We start from the raw sequence: 18,306 nt of genomic DNA, 5'->3' as shown, positions 1-18,306 counted from the left end.
TGGTGGACGCTACTGGGATCGAACCAGTGACCCCCTCCTTGTAAGGGAGGTGCTCTCCCGGCTGAGCTAAGCGTCCGGGAATCTGGTGGGTCGTGCAGGATTCGAACCTGCGACCAATTGATTAAAAGTCAACTGCTCTACCAACTGAGCTAACGACCCGAATAATCGGTTTGCCACTCGAAAGTGGTGGGTGGTACTGGGATCGAACCAGTGACCCCCTCCTTGTAAGGGAGGTGCTCTCCCGGCTGAGCTAACCACCCGGGTATGTTTTATAAGCAAAACATCAAAACTGGTGGACGCTACTGGGATCGAACCAGTGACCCCCTCCTTGTAAGGGAGGTGCTCTCCCGGCTGAGCTAAGCGTCCGGGAATCTGGTGGGTCGTGCAGGATTCGAACCTGCGACCAATTGATTAAAAGTCAACTGCTCTACCAACTGAGCTAACGACCCTCTGGCGGGCGGCGTGCTTGCCCCCTGCCAACGGCGGCCTATATTACGGATTTAATGGCCGGACGCAACAGGAAAATCGTGATTCATTCCCGTTTGATTAAGGATCAAGCGACTCTCTCAAAAATCCATCAATATGGCCGTTTAATTCATGCTATCCAGGGATTCCCGGGCCAGCCTGGCCGCGCTGCTGTTGCCGTATTCGCTCAATACCTGCTCGAAATACTGCCGGGCCAGGGCGCTGTCCTGCTGCTCGCGCGCTATGGTACCGAGCTTGAGAATGGAATCCGCGCGCTTGTTGGACTGCGGATAGGCCTCCATTACCCGGGCAAACTGGGCCTTGGCCTGATCAAAGCGTTTCTGGGCGAACAACAGCTGCCCCAGCCAGTAGTGGGCATTGGGCACATAGGTCGACTGGGGATACTGGGTAATAAAACGGGCAAAGGCCGGAATGGCCGCGTCGTAATCCTTGTCCTGCAGCACCAGGTTGACCGCGTTGTCGTAGGCCGCCTGTTCATCGCTGGCCGCGCCCGCCTGGGGCTGGGCGGCCGGAGCCGGAGCCGCACTGTCGCCGGCGGCGGACGCCTGGGCGGAAGACGCAGGCGCGGCCGGGGCCGGCGCCGCCTGCTGCTGGGCCGCCAGTATGCTGCGCTGGCGCTCTATCACCTGCTCCAGGCGATAACTCTGTTCTTCCAGCAGGCCACGCAGTTCACTCAGTTCCTGCTGCATGGCGTTCAACTGGCGTTGCTGATCGATCTGCGCCTGGCTTCTGGCGGCAAAACCGCGCTCCAGTTCGGCCAGGCGATCATTGACGGAGCCGCTGCCACCCACACTGACCACCGGGGCCTGGGCCCAGGTGGCGGTGGATAAAACAGCGGCCATCGAAATGGCCGCTAATTTAATCTTCATAAAATCGACTTAAACCTTAGTAAACCAGAACGGCACGGCGGTTCTTGGCGAAACCGGCTTCGGTACGGGAAGTATCGAGCGGCTTCTCCTCACCGTAGCTGACGATGGCCAGCTGGGAGCCGCTGACACCCAGGCTCTGCAGGTAGCTGGTCACGGCCTTGGCACGACGTTCGCCCAGGGCGATGTTGTACTCGGGAGTACCGCGCTCGTCGGCGTGGCCTTCCACCAGGATGCTGACGGAGGGGTTGGAGCGCAGGAAGCTGGCATGGGCTTCCAGCACCTGGGCGTAGTGGCCGGTCACTTCGTCACGGTCGAATTCGAAGTAGATCACGTTCTCGCGACGCAGGGCCTCGTACTGCTGGCGCATCTGCTCTTCGGCAGAGAGGGCGCCGCCGGCACCGCCGGTTTGCACGCCACCGTTCTGGTAGCTGCCATCGGTACCGGTCATGGCATCGGAATCGCTGGTCGAGCTACATGCAGCCAGGGTCAACATGGGCAGGGCAACCGCCAGACTCTGAAGCAATTTTTTCATTTGCATTATTTTTCCTTAGAAAAAACAAGGGATTAGTTAAGGAACGGTGACCACGCCGGTGCACGAACATCACCACTGCGCGCCGGCAGCCTGGCCTTGAAGCGACCATCCATAGACACCAGGGACAGCACCTGCCGGCCTTGATAGGTGGTACTATAGATGATCATAGTGCCGTTGGGTGCCGGGCTTGGCGATTCATCCAGCTGGGTTTCTGTTAACACCTGCATATGACCGCTGTCCAGCTCCTGACGAGCAATTCGGTATTGTCCCTGGGAACGGCTGACCAGCACCAGATTCTGGCCATCCATGGTCACCCTGGGCCCCAGGTTCATGTCGCCCTCGAAGGTCACGCGACGCGTGTCTCCGGACGCCAGATCGGCACGATACACCTGGGGCCGACCACCCCGTTCGGACACGAAGTAGATGGCGCTGCCGTCCGCCGACCAGGTCGGCTCGGTGTCAATTGTGCGATTCTGGGTGACCCGGGTCAACTGCTTGCTGCCCAGGTTGAGCACATATATTTCGGGCTGGCCGTCACGGGACAGCACCAGCGCCAGCCGGCTGCCATCGGGTGACCAGGCGGGCGCGCCGTTGATGCCCGGCTGGGAGCTGACCACCTGGCGTTGCTGGCTGTAAATGTCCTGCACCACCACCTCGGCCTTTTTGTTCTCGAAAGACACATAAGCCAGTTTACGGCCGTCCGGGGACCAGGCCGGCGACATCAGCGGTTCCCGCGAACGCAGCAGTACCTGCTCGTTGAAGCCGTCGTAATCGGCGATCATCAGCTGGTACGGATACTGGGCACCGTGCTGCACATTGACATAGGCGATACGGGTCAGGAAGGCTCCCTTGATGCCGGTAAGCCGCTCGAACACGATATCGGCGATACGGTGGGCGTACTGGCGCAACTGGGCCGCCGGCACAGTGGCGCTGCGGCTTTCGAGCAGTTCGGCGCCGCCGCTGCCGAGCACGTCGGCCAGCTCAAAGCTGATGCGATACTGATCGCCTCCCGCCGGTTCAATGGCGCCTACCAATACCGCCTCTACCTGGCGAGAACGCCACAGCGCCGGATCCAGCTGGGCGGCCTGGGCCACCCGCTGGGGCAGGCTGTTGGCATCCAGCGGGCGAAACATGCCGCTGTTACGCAGATCGCTGCCGATCACCGCCGCCAGATCCTGGGGCACGGCGCCGCCGCCGGTCCACTGGAAGGGCACCACCGCCACCGGCCGGGCACTGTCGATACCGCCGGTAATAATAATATCCAGCGCCGCCTGCGCCCTGCCTGCCAGCAAAAGAAGCGGCAACCATAACCACACCCATCGTTTTGTCATCATCAAAGCCTCGGTATCAGGGTCAAATTCAGGTTTTGCAACTGCTTGTTCACTTCCGGATCCTTGGGCATCGGCAAGGTACCGGTCTTGCGGATGGCCAGCTCGGCCGAGCGGCACACCTCTGCATCGCCCTGCCCCTGCCCTATCTGCAGGATAAGGCCATCGGCCGCGACCCGCACATTAATCCGGCACTGCTTGCCGACCATGGTAGGCCCCACCAGCCAGTTTCGCTGAATGGCGGAGATAATCATACCGGTGTAACGATCCACTTCCGCCGCCGAGGCCGCCGAAGAGGAGGCTCCCGCCGGAGCCGAGCCCATCAGCGCTTCCAGATCCTTCATCGCCTGTTCGGCTTCGGCCTTCTTTTGTGCCTCGGCCTTGCGCGCGGCTTCCGCCTTGCGGGCTTCTTCCGCCTTGCGCTGTTGCTCGGCCTGCTTTTTCGCTTCCTCGGCCTTGCGCGCCTCTTCCGCCTTACGCTGTTGTTCGGCCTGCTTTTTCGCTTCCTCGGCCTTGCGCGCTTCTTCCGCCTTGCGTGCCGCCTCGGCTTCGGCCTGCTTTTTGGCCTCTTCCGCCTTGCGCGCCGTCTCGGCTTCGGCCTGCTTTTTGGCCTCTTCCGCCTTGCGTGCCGCCTCGGCTTCGGCCTGCTTTCTCGCCTCTTCCGCCTTGCGCGCCGCCTCGGCTTCGGCCTGCTTTCTCGCCTCTTCCGCCTTGCGCGCTTCCTCGGCCTTGCGCTGCTGTTCCAACACCTGCTGCTTTTCCTGCTCGGCCCTGGCCTGCTGCTCGGCAATGGCCTTTTGCTGCTCTGCCTGGCGCGCAGCCTCGGCAGCGGCGGCCTGTTCGGCGGCCTCTCGCTGGGCCTCTTCTTCCGCCTGCTGCCGGGCCTCTTCCTGCGCCTGGGCCTCGGCCTGTTGCTGCTGGCGCTGGGCCTGGCGCTCGGCCAATCGTTCGGCCTGGGCCGCCACCATGCCATCGTCAATCATGGTGGCTTCAATAATGGAAACCGCCTGGGCCGGACGCTTGGGCGTACTGAAATTGACCCCCACCAGCACCAGCACCCCGATCAGCAGGTGCAGTGCCAGGGAGATCACCAATGACTTGCGAATACCGCCTTGCTCAGTCATGAGGTTACCGCTACTCCGGTTGCGTCATCAGGCCCACGGTCGGCACACCGGCTGCCTTGAGCGTGGCCATCAGCTGGATGACCGCATCGTAACGCACGCTGGCGTCGCCCTTGACCACGACCGGCGCCTCCGGTGTAGTGCGCAGCTTGTCCTGCACCATGGCGGCCAGCTCCAGCAAATCGACCGCTTCGTCCCGCTGTTCGCCCACGTCGAGGAAGTAACGGCCTTCGGCGTCGATGGAAGCCACCAGCGGCGGCTCACTGTCTTCCGGCAGCATTTCGGCCTCGGCCTGGGGCAAATCCACCTTGACCCCCTGGGTGATCACCGGTGCCGTGGCCATGAAGATGATCAGCAGTACCAGCATCACATCGATATAGGGCACGACGTTGATTTCGGCCACGCTTTTACGGCGTTTGCGCTGATAACCCTGCATCAGTTGTTACCTGTCATCACTTGACGGTTGAGAATGGTAGAGAACTCGTCCATAAAGTTGGCCAGGTGGTTTTCCAGCCGCTCAACCTGATAACTGAAACGGTTGAAGGCAATAACGGCGGGAATGGCCGCGAACAGGCCCATGGCGGTGGCGATCAGTGCCTCGGCGATACCCGGGGCCACCATCGCCAGGGTGGCCTGCTGTACCTCCGCCAGGGCGATAAAGGCATTCATGATGCCCCAGACGGTGCCAAACAGGCCGATATAGGGGCTGATGGAGCCGATGGTGGCGAGCAGCGACAGGTTGGTCTCCAGCCGGTCCACTTCCCGGGACAGGGCCACCCGCATGGTGCGGTAGGTGCCTTCGAGTATGCTGTCCTGGGGACGGCCCTGCTTTTGCAGGCGCACAAACTCCTTGAAGCCGGCGTAGAAGATCTGCTCCATGCCGGCCAGGCTGTCGCGCCGGGCGTTAGACTCGTGGTAGAGCCGGCTCAAATCCGAGCCCGACCAGAATTTTTCCTCAAAGGTGTCGGCGTCGTCCCTGGCCGTAGTCAGCACCTTGCGCCGGTTGATGATCAACGCCCAGGACAGCACGGAAAGGCCCACCAGGGTCAGCATCACCAACTGCACCAGCAGGCTGGCTTCGAGAAACAGACCAATAAACGATATTTCAGCGTGCACCTGACAATACTCCCATCAGTGGCTCAGGAATGGCAAAAGGTTTCATTTGGGCAATCTGGACGCAGGCGATAACTACCTCCCCCCGGACCAGACAAAGGCCCGCATCATCCAGAATTTCCTGCTCAAACACAATAGAGGCTCGTTTCAGCATTTTCACCGTCACGGTGACTTTTAATGCATCATTGAAGCGCGCCGGCCGGCGCAGGTCCAGCTCGACACGCCGCACCACAAAGGCGACGCCCTGCTCCAGCAAACCGTCTTGCTCAATCCCTTGACTACGCAGCCACTCGGTGCGGGCCCGCTCCATGAATTTCAGATAGTTGGCGTTGTAAACGATACCCCCGGCATCGGTATCCTCGTAATAGATACGCACCGGCCAGTAAAACGGTGTTGATGACATGCAAGTCCCGGAAATCCGGCTAAAAAGATGACCTTACTATACCCAAGTCAGCGCCGCGAAAGAAGAAGGTCACGACAGGGCACGACACTGGATGACCTCTTCAAGCTGGAAGTTTTTACCTGGAAGCTGGAAGTGGAGTTGCTTGGGCATGTAGTGTTGTCACTGCAGATGCGGAGTTTTCTGTAAAATGGACTCCGGCCTTCGCCGGAGCGACAAATATATAACCGTGAACCCCTCCCTGGGGGCTCCGCCGCGCCCTCCCTGGCGCGGAGGGCCGGCGGAGCTGCGCCCTTTGTCCTCTCTGTCGCCCCGATGCCGCCTGCTGGCACTGTCTTCAAACGGCATCGGGGCTTGAAAGAGGCAACAGGGATGGCCTCTTCTCTGCGCTGAATCAGACGGTCGGACTTGTGACTAAGAGTCAGGCTTCCGGCTTTCAGCTGCTTTTAAGCCTCGGGCAGGTCGAACCCGAAGTGCAGGTAGGCGCGGGGGGTGGCAACGCGGCCCCGGGGGGTGCGCTGCAAAAAACCCTGCTGGATAAGGTAGGGTTCGATCACGTCCTCGATGGTTTCCTTTTCCTCGCCGATGGCCGCCGCCAGGTTGTCGAGCCCCACCGGACCGCCCATGAACTTATCGAGCACGGCGTGCAGCAGCTTGCGGTCCATGTAGTCGAAGCCCTGTTTGTCCACGTCCAGCATGTCCAGCGCCTGGGCCGCGATGTCGGCGTCGATGCTGCCGCTGCCCTTGACCTCGGCGAAGTCCCGCACCCGGCGCAGCAGCCGGTTGGCGATACGCGGCGTGCCCCGGGCCCGGCGCGCCATTTCAAAGGCACCGTCATCGTCGATATCGAGACCCAGCTTGTCGGCACTGCGGCTGATGATATGGGCCAGATCCGCCACCTGATAAAACTCCAGCCGCTGCACTATGCCGAAGCGATCCCGCAGGGGCGAGGTGAGGGAGCCGGCGCGGGTGGTGGCGCCCACCAGGGTGAAGGGCGGCAGTTCGAGCTTGATGGAACGGGCTGCCGGCCCCTCCCCTATCATGATGTCGAGCTGGTAGTCTTCCATCGCCGGATAGAGGATTTCCTCCACCACCGGACTCAGGCGGTGGATTTCATCGATAAAGAGCACGTCGCCCGGCTCCAGGTTGGTGAGCATGGCCGCCAGGTCACCGGCCTTCTCCAGCACAGGGCCAGAGGTGGTCTTGATGTTCACCCCCATCTCATTGGCGACGATATTGGCCAGGGTGGTTTTACCGAGCCCCGGCGGACCAAAGATCAGCAGGTGATCCAGGGCTTCTTCCCGCCGGCGCGCCGCCTCGATGAAGATTTCCATCTGGCTGCGTACATGATCCTGGCCCCGGTAATCGGCCAGCGCCTTGGGCCGGATGGCCCGGTCGATGGCTTCCTCTTCCCGCCGGGGGGCCGGGTTGATAAAACGGTCCGCTTCTATCATGGCTTATCCCATGCTCCGCAGGGCTTCACGGATCAGTTGCTCGGCATTCATCTCCGGCTTGGCGATTTTCTTCATCGCCTGCTCGGCCTGGGCCGCCTTGTAGCCCAGCGCCAGCAGCGCGGCCACGGCCTCGTCCCGGGCGCTGTCGGCAAGCACAGCGGCACTCGCCGATTCGGGCGCCGGGTTGAACAGGTCATAACCACCGAAGCCCTTGAGCCGGTCGCGCATCTCCACGATCAGCCGCTCGGCGGTCTTTTTGCCCACTCCCGGCAGCTTGACCAGGGCAGCTATCTCCCCCTGCTCCACGTTATGGATGAACTGATCGGCGGTCATGCCCGACAGGATGGCCAGCGCCAGCTTGGGGCCGACGCCGTTGGTCTTGATCAGCTCCCGGAACAGGGCACGTTCGGTTTTGGTATTAAAGCCGAACAACAATTGCGCGTCTTCCCGCACCACAAAGTGGGTCAATACCGTGGCCGCCTGGCCCACCTTGGGCAGTTCGTAAAAACAGCTCATGGGCAGGGTGACCTCGTAGCCCACCCCGTTTACATCCAGCAGGATCTCCGGGGGCTGCTTTTCGACAATGATACCTTTTAACCGACCTATCACAGGGAATCTCCGCTAACCCGAACCAAACCGGGCCAAGCATAATAAATAACTGGATAAATATCCATGTATCAAACCAGATTGCAGTCAGCGCATGCGCCCGCGCACCGTGCCGCGTACCTGGCCGGACATGCCGATCAGGCTCTGGCGGGTGTGGCCATGGCACAGGGCCACCGCCAGGGCGTCGGCGGCATCGGCCTGGGGCGTGCCCGGCAGCGCCAGCAGCTTGACCACCATGTGCTGCACCTGGGCCTTGTCGGCGGCGCCGGTGCCGACCACCGCCTGCTTGATCTGGCGGGCGGAATACTCCGCCACCTCCAGGCCGGCGTTGGCGGCGGCGACGATGGCCGCGCCCCGGGCCTGGCCCAGCTTGAGCGCCGAGTCCGGGTTGCGTGCCATAAATACCTGCTCGATGGCGAACAGATCCGGGCGAAACTGCAAAATGATCTCGCTCACCCCGTCGTAAATTTTTTTGAGTCGGGGCGCCAGCGCATCGTCGCCCATGCGGATGCAGCCCGAGCCCAGGTATTCCATTTTGTTGCCGGTCTGGCGCACCACGCCGTAGCCGGTGATACGCGAGCCGGGATCGATGCCGAGGATAATAGCCATCTCAATAAAGCCGGAAGCTGGAAGCCGAAGCAGGAACTTCTTCCAGCTTCAGGCTTCTAGCTTCAGAGCTTTTGAGCCACTTCGTCGGAGATCTCGCCGTTGTGGTAGACCTCCTGCACGTCGTCCAGATCCTCGAGCATGTCGATAAGCCGGAGCAGCTTGGGCGCGGTGTCTTCGTCCAGCTCCGCCCTGGTGGAAGGGATCATGGTCACCTCGGCGTTGTCGGCGACCAGGCCGCCGGCGTCGAGGGCATCCTTGACGGTACCGAACTCGTCCCACTGGGTGTAAACGTCGATGGAGCCGTCGTCGTTCACCACCACGTCCTCGGCGCCGGCGTCGAGCGCGGCCTCCATGACCTTTTCTTCATCCGCACCGGCATAGGTGATCACGCCCTTTTGCTCGAACAGGTAGGCCACGGAGCCATCGGTGCCCAGGTTGCCGCCGCTCTTGGAAAAGGCATGGCGCACTTCCGACACGGTGCGGTTGCGGTTGTCGGTCATGCACTCCACCATCACGGCGGTGCCGCCCGGGCCGTAGCCTTCGTAAACAATGGTTTCCAGCACCTGGCCGTCCAGCTCGCCGGCGCCGCGCTTTACCGCCCGGTCAATGGTGTCCCGGGTCATGTTGTTGGACAGCGCCTTGTCGATGGCGGCGCGCAGCCGCGGGTTGGTTGCCGCCTCGGAGCCCCCTTCCCGGGCCGCTGTGGTCAGTTCACGGATCAGTTTGGTGAAAATCTTGCCGCGCTTGGCATCCTGGGCCGCCTTGCGGTGCTTGATATTGGCCCATTTGCTGTGACCTGCCATAGGTTATTCTCCGATGTGGTTGCTCTGGATAAGCCTGCCGATGGCCTCCCGGTTGGTCCAGGAGCTGGCGCAGCGCCGGGCCTGCTCCAACGGCAGCCAGCGCTGGGAAAGGTGCTCGCTCAGGCGCACCTCGCGGGGTGCCGGCAGGCATAAACGAAATTCGTATTCCCAGTTGTGGGTCACCCCCGGGCGGTAGCGGTGCCGCCAACGGGGGTAGATTTCAAAACGTACCCGGTGGCCGGTTTCCTCCAGTACCAGGCCGTCGTCCAGCCTGATCCCGGTTTCTTCCTCCAGCTCGCGTACCGCCGCCTGGAGGCGGCTTTCACCCGGCTCCAGGCTACCGGTGACCGACTGCCAGAAGTCCGGGTTGTCCCGGCGTTGCAACAACAGCACCTGGTCCTCGGTATGGATGAGAACCAGCACCGATTCCGGGTGCTTGTGAGCCATGGTTCAATCCGCCTTCGGCAGCTCGGTACGAATGGCCAGCTCCACCAGAGCGTCCGGGTTGGCCAGGCTGGGCGCGTCGGTCAGCAGGCAGGACGCCGTGGTGGTTTTGGGGAAGGCGATCACGTCGCGGATATTGTCGGTGCCGGTGAGCAGCATCACCAGGCGATCCAGGCCAAAGGCCAGGCCGGCATGGGGCGGCGTGCCGTATTTCAGCGCTTCCAGCAGGAAGCCGAATTTTTCCTGCTGCTCTTCGGCGCCGATGCCGAGCAGGCGGAACACCGTCTGCTGCATCTCGTTGTGGTGGATACGCACCGAGCCACCACCCACTTCGTAGCCGTTGATCACCATGTCGTAGGCGTTGGCCACCGCCTCCAGCGGGCTGGCCTCCAGCTCGGCGGCGGTCATGTCCCGGGGCGCGGTGAAAGGATGGTGCATGGCGTAGAGGCGGCCGTCCTCTTCCTCGAACATGGGGAAGTCCACCACCCACAGGGGCTTCCAGCTGTTCTCCACCAGCCCCAGCTCCTTGCCGAGCTTCAGGCGCAGGGCGCCCATCGCATCGGCCACCACCTTGGCGCTGTCGGCACCGAAGAAGAGGGCGTCGCCGTCAACGGCGCCGGTGCGGCTCAGCAGTTCGGTAACAATGGATTCGTTCAGGAACTTGGCCACCGGCGACTGGATGCCGTCCAGGCCCTTGGCGGCCTCGTTCACCTTCAGCCAGGCCAGGCCCTTGGCGCCGTAGATGCCCACGAACTTGCCGTATTCGTCGATCTGCTTGCGGGAAAGCTGAGCGCCGCCGGGCACGCGCAACACCGCCACTCGGCCTTTAGCGTCATTGGCCGGACCGGCGAACACCTGGAAATCGACCTCCTTCAGCAGGTCGGCCACATCGGTCAGCTCCAGGGGAATGCGCAGATCCGGCTTGTCGGAGCCGTAGCGGCGCATGGCTTCGGCATAGCTCATCACCGGGAAATCACCCAGCTCAACGCCGGCCAGATCGCGCCACAGCTCGCGCGCCAGTTGCTCCATCACTTCACGCACCTGCTCGGCGGTCATGAAGGAGGTTTCCACGTCGATCTGGGTAAATTCCGGCTGACGGTCGGCGCGCAGATCCTCGTCGCGGAAGCACTTGACGATTTGGTAGTAGCGGTCGAATCCGCTCATCATCAGCAACTGCTTGAACAACTGGGGCGACTGGGGCAGGGCATAAAAATGGCCCTTGTGCACCCGGCTCGGCACCAGGTAGTCGCGGGCGCCTTCCGGGGTGGCCTTGGTGAGCATGGGGGTTTCGATATCGAGGAAACCCTGCTCGTCCATAAAGCGGCGTACCCGGCTGGTCACCCTGGCGCGGGTTTTCAGGAACCGGGCCTGTTCGGGGCGGCGCAGGTCCAGGTAGCGGAACTTGAGGCGCTGCTCTTCGGAGTTGTTCTGGTTGAAGTCGAGCGGCAGGGGGGCGGCCTTGTTGATAATGGTCAGTTCGTGGGCGAAGATTTCCACCTCGCCGGTGGCCATGTCCTTGTTCACCTGGGATTCGGGGCGCGCGCGCACCTGGCCGGTGATTTGCACGCAGAATTCGGCGCGCAACCCAGCGGCCAGCTCATAGGCCTCGGCCTTGTCGGGATCGAAAAACACCTGGATGATACCTTCCCGGTCGCGCATATCGATAAAGATGAGGCCGCCCAGGTCACGACGGCGATGCACCCAGCCGCTCAGGGTTACATTCTGGCCAACCAGGGAGGCGTCTACCTGCCCGCAATAATGAGTGCGCATGGATGTCTTCCTATTATGGTGTTGCCGCACGGCCGCCCAGGCCGCGGGACTGAATTTGTCAGCAAATAGCGCGCTAGTATAATGGAAAACCCGAAGATGGGTCCAACCGCTTCGCGGTAGCTGCAAGCGTTAAGCCTGACTCTTAGTCACAAGTCCGGCTGTCTGATTTGACGCAGATAAGAGGCAACAGGGCCACCTCCGCCGACACGCTGTGAATACCTCCCTGTACGCTCGCACCTGCCATCCCTGGCAGGTGACGGTCGGCGGAGGCCATCCCTGTTGCCTCTATCCAGCCCCGACGCTGCCTGAAGGTGGTGCCAACAGGCGGCTGCGAGGCGATAGAGAGGGCAAAGGGCACAGCTCCGCCGGCCCTCCGCGCCAGGGCCGGAAAATGCTCCTGCCGTTCCGGCATTCCCGCCATCCCTGGCGGTCAGAAGCGCGGCGGAGCCCCCAGGGGGCGAGCTTGCTCGCCGTGACGAGCCATTTCGGCCTGACCGAACATCCAGTGAATGTTCGCAGCAGGCCGCAATGGCGAGTATCAGGTCCTACGGCGTGCCGGAGGAGCTGTGCGCGTTGGCCGATGTTTTGCTTGATCAAAAGTCAACAAAAACTTGTGACCAAGAGTCAGGCGATCAGCTTTAAGCTGTCAGCAGCCCGAGTCGCTGGCAGATTTATCGCCGTGACTGCAGTAGCGCAATATCTGCAGGCTAAACAGCACTGCAGGTTGGCTTCCATTGCGAAGCCACCATCGTATTACTTACAGCTTAAAGCTGACAGCTTACCGCTCGACGTAAGGAGAAATATGTCGTTATATCTGGGCCTGAGCCAGTGGTCCCATCCCGACTGGCCCGGCAGCCTGCTGCGGCGGGGGCTGAAAACCGCCGAGCACCTGGGGGATTACGCCCGGGTGTTCAACACCGTGGAAGGCAACACCAGCTTTTATGGCGTGCCCGACCATCACAGCCTGCTGCGCTGGGAAGCCATGACCCCGGCCCATTTCCGCTTTACCTTCAAGTTTCCTTCCTTTGTCAGCCACCAGGGCCGGCTGGAGGACAATATCCGGGCGGCCCTGGACTTTATCGACCACCTCAGGCCGCTGCACCCCAAGCTCGGCATGCTGATGCTGCAACTGCCCAAATCCTCGGGCCCGGAGCAGCTGCAGGGGCTGTCGGCCCTGCTCGGTGCCCTGCCCCGGAACTTTGACTACGGGGTGGAAGTGCGCCATCCGGCCTTTTTCGCCAAGGGCGAGGAGGAACGCCGGCTCAACCGGCTGCTGCTGGAGCAGGGCGTGAACCGCATCATCATGGACTCGCGCCCGGTGTTTTCCTGCCCGCCCACCACCCCGGCCCTGATGGATGCCCAGGCCAAAAAGCCGAAGGTGCCGGTGCATATCATCAGCACAGGTACTCGCCCCATGGTGCGCTTTATCGGTCATCCGGATCCGGCCTACAACCTGCCCTACTGGCAGCCCTGGCTGCCGCGCCTGCGGGGCTGGCTGGATCAGGGAAAGTCGGTCTACCTCTTTGTGCACACCGCCGACAACCAGCTGGCACCGGCGCTGGCGGCAGAGCTGGCCGCCGCCCTGGGCGCGCCCCTGCCCGCCTTTCCCGGCGCGGCTCCCGCCCCCCAGGGGGAGCTGTTCTGACATCGTTCACCAGGGTAAAAATAATTTGTCGCGCCGCTTTGCCGCCCGCAAGACAACACCCTACGCTTCTTTTACAATAGCGGCCATTCTGTGCAGCCCCGCTGCCGTGAGCCAAGGTCGTTATTAGAAAACCATGCAAGCCAAAGATCACATCTTCGCCGCCCCCATTGCCGCGCTCGGCGATTTCTGCTTTGACCACAAGGTCGCCGACGTCTTTCCGGACATGATCAAACGATCCGTGCCCGGCTACTCCAATATCATTTCCGCCATCGGCATGATGACGGCCCGTTTCGCCCGCCCCGGCACCCGGTTGTACGACCTGGGCTGCTCCCTCGGCGCCGCCACCCAGGAAATGCGTCGCAACCTGACGCAGCCGGACTGCCGCATCATCGCGGTCGACAACTCCGCCGCCATGCTGGAGCGGGCCCGGGATCACCTGGCTACCTACAAGTCCGGCGTGCCGGTGGAGCTGGTGGAAGCGGACATCTGCGACCTCCCAATCGAAAATGCCTCTGTCGTGGTGCTCAATTTCACCCTGCAGTTTATCGCGCCCGAACGCCGGGAGGCCCTGTTGACCCGCATCTGCCACGGCCTGGTCCCCGGCGGCGTACTGATCCTGAGCGAAAAATTCAAAAGCGCCGACGATACCGTCAACGAGCTGCTGATCGATTTGCACCACGATTTCAAGCGCGCCAACGGTTACAGCGAGCTGGAAATCAGCCAAAAACGCACCGCCCTGGAAAACGTGCTGCGCCCGGATACCCCCGAACAACACAGGGCACGTCTCGCCCGGGCCGGCTTTGGCCATGTGGATCTGTGGTTCCAGTGTTTCAACTTCGGCTCCATGGTCGCCATCAAATGATCGATTTCAGCGACTTCTACCAGCAGATCGCCAAAAGCCGTCTCAGCCACTGGCTGCACTGCCTGCCCGGCCAGTTGCACGACTGGCAAAAACACCATCTGCACGGCGATCTGGCCCGCTGGACCCGGGCCCTGCACAAGCTGCCCAGGGTGGCCAGCGACCAGCTCGAACTGGCCGAGGCGGTGCGTATCGGCCGGCCCGGCGAGGTGTCCGATGGCGAGCGCAAAAAAATCGAAAACCTGCTGCAGCAGTTCCATCCCTGGCGCAAGGGCCCCTTCGAGATCCACGGCATCCATATCGACACCGAATGGCGCTCCGACTGGAAATGGGACCGGCTCAAGGACCACATCAGTCCGCTGCGCCACCGCTATGTTCTGGACGTGGGCTGCGGCAGCGGTTACCACCTGTGGCGGATGCTGGGCGCCGGCGCGGAAATGGCGGTGGGCATAGATCCTTCCCCGCTGTTCCTGTGCCAGTTCGAGGCGGTACGCCATTTCGCCAATGGTCATAAAGGGATTCAAGTATTACCCTTAGGTATCGAGGAGCTGCCCGAGCTGCGCGCCTTCGATACCGTGTTTTCCATGGGCGTGCTGTACCACCGCCGTTCGCCCATCGATCACCTGCTGCAGCTCAAGGCCCAGCTGCGCGGCGGCGGCGAACTGGTGCTGGAGACCCTGGTGGTCGACGGTGATGAGCACCAGGTACTGGTGCCCGGCGAGCGCTACGGCAAAATGCGCAACGTCTGGTTCATCCCCAGCAGTGCCGCCCTGGTCGCCTGGCTGGCCAAATGTGGTTTCGAACAAATTCGGGTGGTCGACGAGTCGCCGACCACCCTGCAGGAACAGCGCCGCACCGACTGGATGCGCAACGAATCGCTGGCGGACTTCCTCGATCCGGAAGACTCTGGCAAAACCCTGGAAGGCTACCCGGCACCCAAACGGGCCATCATTATCGCCCGCAAGCCTTTCGACCCCCAACAACAGACACAAGAGGGAAACAATGAATAAAGCTGCGACGTCACTGCTATTGCCCCTGCTGCTGAGCGCCTGCGCCAGCCAGACAACCCAGATGGAGCCGCAGCCCCAGCCTGTTTCCACCCCCGAGCTGAGCGCCGCGCTGGCCAGTATGGAGGCTCGCCTGGCCGACAGCCTGTTTCGTCAGAATGCCCAGTTGAGCAGCAACCAGCATGCCTTCATGAGCGCGCTGCAGCAGGAAATCCGGCAAATGAAGACCCAGATGGTGCCTGCCGAGCCCGCCGCCGAGTCGGCCAGCCCTCGCAGCCCGGCCCCGGCCAGCATCCCGGACAACGAAACCCGGGACGGCAAGCTGATCGTGGGAGAAACCGAGGATGTGTGGCTGGACGCGGTCAACGACAGCTTCCCGGCGCGTATCGACACCGGTGCCACCACCTCCTCCCTCAGCGCCCAGGACATCACGGTGTTCGAACGCGACGGCAAACCCTGGGTCAGTTTTAACCTGGCCCACGAGGGCGTGGATGAAAAACTGCCGGTGGAAACCCCGCTGGTGCGCTATGTCCGCATTCGCCAGGCTTCCGCCGAAGACACCGAGCGCCGCCCCGTGGTGGAGCTGACCATGCGCCTTGGCCGGTTGTCGGAAAAAACCGAATTCACCCTGACCGACCGCTCCCAGATGACCTATCCGGTGCTGCTTGGCCGGGAATTCCTCAAGGACATCGCCGTGGTCGATATCGCCCGCCAGAACGTGCAGGGCAGGCCCAAGCGTCCCGCTTCTTCCAACGAGTAAAACGCATGTACTCACGCAAACCCTTTTACCTGATTGTGGCCGCCCTCTTCCTGGTCGGCCTGGCGCTGATGCTGCATCGCCACTTCGTCTACGAGGTTCCCTGGCTGCCCGGCGAAAAACGCCAAATCTGGTCGGTCGAAGCCAAGGTGGAATTCGAGGCCTCAGGCCAGCCGGTGAAGGCGTCGCTGGCCATTCCCGGCAGCCAGCCCGGCTTTACCCTGATGAACGAGTCCGCCGCCTCCCCCGGCTACGGTCTGTCCTTCGTGCAGGGCGAGGCCGGCGCCCGGGCCGAGTGGTCGATTCGCGCCGCCTCCGGTCCCCAGGAGCTGTATTACAAGGTCGACATGATGCTCGACCCCTTCGCCAAGGGCCCCCTGTCCAGCCCGCAGCCGCCCATCACCCCGGTGGAGGTGGCCGAACCCTACGCCACCGCCATGGATCAGCTGCTCTCCCTGGCCCGGGAGCGCTCCGCCGACGGCATCACCCTGACCCGGGAACTGCTCAAGGAACTGACCAGCGGCGGCCAGAACGCCGAACTGCTGGCCCAGTACAAGGCGCCGGGCCCGCTGCTGGTGGAAATGCTGACCCGCGCCGAGGTCCCCGCCCGCCTGCTCAAGGGGCTGCAGCTGGAAGACGGACGCCGCCGCCAGCCGCTGGTGGACGTGGTGCAGGTGTTTGACGGCGAGCGCTATGACATCTTCAACCCGGCCAACGGCAGCCAGGGTCGCCAGGAGCACCTGCTGCTGTGGGAATACCACTCGGCGCCGGTGCTGGATCTGGTGGGCGGCAGCAACTCCCGCGTTACCTTCACCATGCTGCAGCAGGAGCAGCCGGTAAACGTGGCCCTGGCCCAGAAATTCGACCAGCCCGACTGGATCAACGTGTCCCTCTACAACCTGCCGCTGGAAGAGCAGGCCCTGTTCAAGGGCATACTGCTGATCCCCATCGGCGTGCTGGCGGTAGTGTTCCTGCGCATCATAGTGGGGGTAAAAACCTCGGGCACCTTTATGCCGGTGCTGATTGCCATGGCCTTTATCCAGACCAGCCTGCTGACCGGCCTGGTCGGCTTTCTGCTGATCGTGGGCACCGGCCTGGTGCTGCGCTCCTATCTGTCGCACCTCAACCTGCTGCTGGTGGCGCGGATCTCGGCGGTGATCATCATGGTCATCGGCATGATCGGCTTTTTCAGCATTGTCGCCTACCAATTGGGCCTGACCGAGGGCATGAAGATCACCTTCTTCCCCATGATCATCCTGGCCTGGACCATAGAGCGGATGTCGATCCTGTGGGAAGAGGAAGGCCCCAAGGAAGTGGTCAAGCAGGGCGGCGGCTCGCTGCTGGTGGCGGTGATGGCCTTCCTGGCCATGAACAACGAAGTTATCCGCCACCTCACCTTCAACTTCCTGGGATTGCAGTTGATCGTGATGGCGGCGGTGCTGTTGCTGGGCAACTATACCGGCTATCGCCTGACCGAACTCAAGCGCTTCAAGCCGCTGGTGGACGAGCTGAAACATGATTAAGAGCCTGCTGGAAAAATACGCCTCGCCCTTTGCCCTGAGCCGCCTGGGTATCATGGGCATGAACCGGCGCAACATTTCCTACATCAGCCGCTACAACCCGCGCCGGCTCTATCCGCTGGTGGACAACAAGCTCAAGACCAAGCAAATCGCCCTGGATGCGGGGGTGACGGTCCCCGAGCTGGTGGGGGTGATCGAGTTCCAGCACCAGGTGTCCCACCTGTGGGAGCTGGTCAAGGACTGGCCGGGCTTTTGCATCAAGCCCGCCAAGGGCTCCGGCGGCAAGGGCATAGTAGTGATCGTGGATCATGACCAAACCCGCTTCGTCAAGCCGAGCGGCAAGGTCGAGACCATCGGCGACCTGGAGCGGCATGTGTCCAACATCCTGGCCGGCCTGTTCTCCCTCGGCGGCAAGCCGGACGTGGCGTTGATTGAAGCCCTGATCAACTTTGACGACGTGTTCGACGGCTTTTCCTACGAGGGCGTGCCCGACACCCGGGTCATCGTGTTCAAGGGCTTTCCGGTGATGGCCATGATGCGGCTGTCGACCCAGGCTTCCGATGGCAAGGCCAACCTGCACCAGGGTGCCGTGGGGGTAGGACTGGACATCAACACCGGCCGGGCCATTCGGGCGGTGCAATTCAATGCCCCGGTGCGCTACCATCCCGACACCGGGCGGGATCTGTTTGAGCTCAAGGTCCCCTACTGGGAGGAGTTGCTCAATCTTTCCTCCTCCTGCTACGAAATGTCGGGGCTGGGCTATATCGGCACCGACATGGTGCTCGACAAGCAAAAGGGTCCCATGCTGCTGGAGCTGAATGCCCGTCCGGGGCTGGCGATACAAACCGCCAATGCCGCCGGCCTGGTGCCCCGCCTGCGCAAAATCGAGAAACTCGGCAAAAAAATCACCCTGACGCCGGAAGAGCGGGTCGCCTTTTCCCGGCGGGAGTTCGCGACGGAAGGTTGAACGGCGTGAGGCGGGA

The 18,306-nt window shown here is 62.3% G+C and carries 19 protein-coding genes and 5 tRNA genes; 6 read left to right on the top strand and 18 right to left on the bottom strand.

The window, feature by feature from the left end; translation table 11 throughout:
- From C7I36_RS04695 to aspS, 18 genes are all read right to left on the bottom strand, one after another.
- Positions 1-76, bottom strand: a tRNA-Val gene (locus C7I36_RS04695).
- 7 nt (positions 77-83) lie between these two features.
- A tRNA-Lys gene (locus tag C7I36_RS04690) sits at positions 84-159 on the bottom strand.
- Positions 160-184: 25 nt separating this feature from the next.
- Positions 185-260: transfer RNA gene (locus C7I36_RS04685), tRNA-Val, on the bottom strand.
- A 30-nt stretch (positions 261-290) separates the two neighbouring features.
- Positions 291-366: transfer RNA gene (locus C7I36_RS04680), tRNA-Val, on the bottom strand.
- 7 nt (positions 367-373) lie between these two features.
- A tRNA-Lys gene (locus tag C7I36_RS04675) sits at positions 374-449 on the bottom strand.
- Positions 450-590: 141 nt separating this feature from the next.
- Positions 591-1,355, bottom strand: a complete 765-nt coding sequence (ybgF, locus tag C7I36_RS04670; protein WP_106452567.1) for a tol-pal system protein YbgF — start codon at positions 1,353-1,355, stop codon at positions 591-593.
- A 16-nt stretch (positions 1,356-1,371) separates the two neighbouring features.
- The gene (gene pal, locus C7I36_RS04665; RefSeq protein WP_106452566.1) at positions 1,372-1,893 is read right to left on the bottom strand and encodes a peptidoglycan-associated lipoprotein Pal; all 522 of its coding nucleotides are present in this window, start codon (positions 1,891-1,893) and stop codon (positions 1,372-1,374) included.
- Positions 1,894-1,919: 26 nt separating this feature from the next.
- A complete protein-coding gene (gene tolB / locus C7I36_RS04660; protein WP_425445029.1) occupies positions 1,920-3,218 on the bottom strand; it encodes a Tol-Pal system beta propeller repeat protein TolB in 1,299 nt (432 codons plus the stop codon).
- A gap of 2 nt (positions 3,219-3,220) precedes the next feature.
- On the bottom strand, positions 3,221-4,339 hold the full coding sequence (tolA, locus tag C7I36_RS04655) for a cell envelope integrity protein TolA (RefSeq protein ID WP_106452564.1): 1,119 nt from the start codon (positions 4,337-4,339) through the stop codon (positions 3,221-3,223).
- Between the two features lie 10 nt (positions 4,340-4,349).
- A complete protein-coding gene (tolR, locus tag C7I36_RS04650; RefSeq protein WP_106452563.1) occupies positions 4,350-4,772 on the bottom strand; it encodes a protein TolR in 423 nt (140 codons plus the stop codon).
- Entirely contained in the window at positions 4,772-5,452 is a 681-nt protein-coding gene (gene tolQ / locus C7I36_RS04645) for a protein TolQ (protein WP_106452562.1), read from the bottom strand. The genes tolR and tolQ overlap by 1 nt, the downstream gene beginning before the upstream one ends.
- The gene (gene ybgC, locus C7I36_RS04640) at positions 5,442-5,852 is read right to left on the bottom strand and encodes a tol-pal system-associated acyl-CoA thioesterase (protein WP_106452561.1); all 411 of its coding nucleotides are present in this window, start codon (positions 5,850-5,852) and stop codon (positions 5,442-5,444) included. Before ybgC ends, tolQ begins: the two co-directional genes overlap by 11 nt.
- 443 nt (positions 5,853-6,295) lie before the next feature.
- A complete protein-coding gene (gene ruvB, locus C7I36_RS04635; RefSeq protein ID WP_106452560.1) occupies positions 6,296-7,303 on the bottom strand; it encodes a Holliday junction branch migration DNA helicase RuvB in 1,008 nt (335 codons plus the stop codon).
- A gap of 3 nt (positions 7,304-7,306) precedes the next feature.
- Complete coding sequence (ruvA, locus tag C7I36_RS04630) at positions 7,307-7,912, bottom strand: Holliday junction branch migration protein RuvA (protein WP_106452559.1); 606 nt, start codon at positions 7,910-7,912, stop codon at positions 7,307-7,309.
- Positions 7,913-7,996: 84 nt separating this feature from the next.
- Positions 7,997-8,518 carry a crossover junction endodeoxyribonuclease RuvC gene (ruvC, locus tag C7I36_RS04625; protein WP_106452558.1) on the bottom strand — a complete coding sequence of 174 codons (522 nt, stop codon included), beginning with the start codon at positions 8,516-8,518 and terminating at the stop codon, positions 7,997-7,999.
- Positions 8,519-8,580: 62 nt separating this feature from the next.
- The gene (locus C7I36_RS04620; RefSeq protein ID WP_106452557.1) at positions 8,581-9,321 is read right to left on the bottom strand and encodes a YebC/PmpR family DNA-binding transcriptional regulator; all 741 of its coding nucleotides are present in this window, start codon (positions 9,319-9,321) and stop codon (positions 8,581-8,583) included.
- Between the two features lie 3 nt (positions 9,322-9,324).
- Entirely contained in the window at positions 9,325-9,768 is a 444-nt protein-coding gene (nudB, locus tag C7I36_RS04615; protein ID WP_106452556.1) for a dihydroneopterin triphosphate diphosphatase, read from the bottom strand.
- 3 nt (positions 9,769-9,771) lie between these two features.
- Entirely contained in the window at positions 9,772-11,535 is a 1,764-nt protein-coding gene (aspS, locus tag C7I36_RS04610) for an aspartate--tRNA ligase (RefSeq protein ID WP_106452555.1), read from the bottom strand.
- Positions 11,536-12,337: 802 nt separating this feature from the next.
- On the opposite strand from aspS, the gene C7I36_RS04600 reads away from it, so the two are divergent.
- The 6 genes from C7I36_RS04600 to C7I36_RS04575 all read left to right on the top strand — a co-directional run bounded on the left by C7I36_RS04600 (position 12,338) and on the right by C7I36_RS04575 (position 18,290).
- On the top strand, positions 12,338-13,180 hold the full coding sequence (locus tag C7I36_RS04600) for a DUF72 domain-containing protein (protein ID WP_106452553.1): 843 nt from the start codon (positions 12,338-12,340) through the stop codon (positions 13,178-13,180).
- Positions 13,181-13,313: 133 nt separating this feature from the next.
- Complete coding sequence (gene cmoA, locus C7I36_RS04595) at positions 13,314-14,042, top strand: carboxy-S-adenosyl-L-methionine synthase CmoA (RefSeq protein WP_106452552.1); 729 nt, start codon at positions 13,314-13,316, stop codon at positions 14,040-14,042.
- The gene (cmoB, locus tag C7I36_RS04590) at positions 14,039-15,049 is read left to right on the top strand and encodes a tRNA 5-methoxyuridine(34)/uridine 5-oxyacetic acid(34) synthase CmoB (RefSeq protein WP_106452551.1); all 1,011 of its coding nucleotides are present in this window, start codon (positions 14,039-14,041) and stop codon (positions 15,047-15,049) included. The genes cmoA and cmoB overlap by 4 nt, the downstream gene beginning before the upstream one ends.
- Positions 15,042-15,806, top strand: coding sequence for an ATP-dependent zinc protease family protein (locus C7I36_RS04585; protein WP_106452550.1), 765 nt, complete (start codon positions 15,042-15,044; stop codon positions 15,804-15,806). Before cmoB ends, C7I36_RS04585 begins: the two co-directional genes overlap by 8 nt.
- Positions 15,807-15,811: 5 nt before the next feature.
- Positions 15,812-17,326 (top strand): inactive transglutaminase family protein, encoded by a 1,515-nt coding sequence (locus C7I36_RS04580; RefSeq protein ID WP_106452549.1) that lies wholly within the window; start codon positions 15,812-15,814, stop codon positions 17,324-17,326.
- Complete coding sequence (locus C7I36_RS04575) at positions 17,319-18,290, top strand: alpha-L-glutamate ligase-like protein (RefSeq protein WP_106452548.1); 972 nt, start codon at positions 17,319-17,321, stop codon at positions 18,288-18,290. Before C7I36_RS04580 ends, C7I36_RS04575 begins: the two co-directional genes overlap by 8 nt.
- Positions 18,291-18,306: the final 16 nt, after the last annotated feature.

The sequence above is a fragment of the Zobellella taiwanensis genome (genome assembly GCF_003012795.1).
In the GTDB taxonomy this organism is placed as follows: Bacteria; Pseudomonadota; Gammaproteobacteria; order Enterobacterales; family Aeromonadaceae; genus Oceanimonas; species Oceanimonas taiwanensis.
This window is presented reverse-complemented; position numbering and strand designations above follow the sequence as displayed.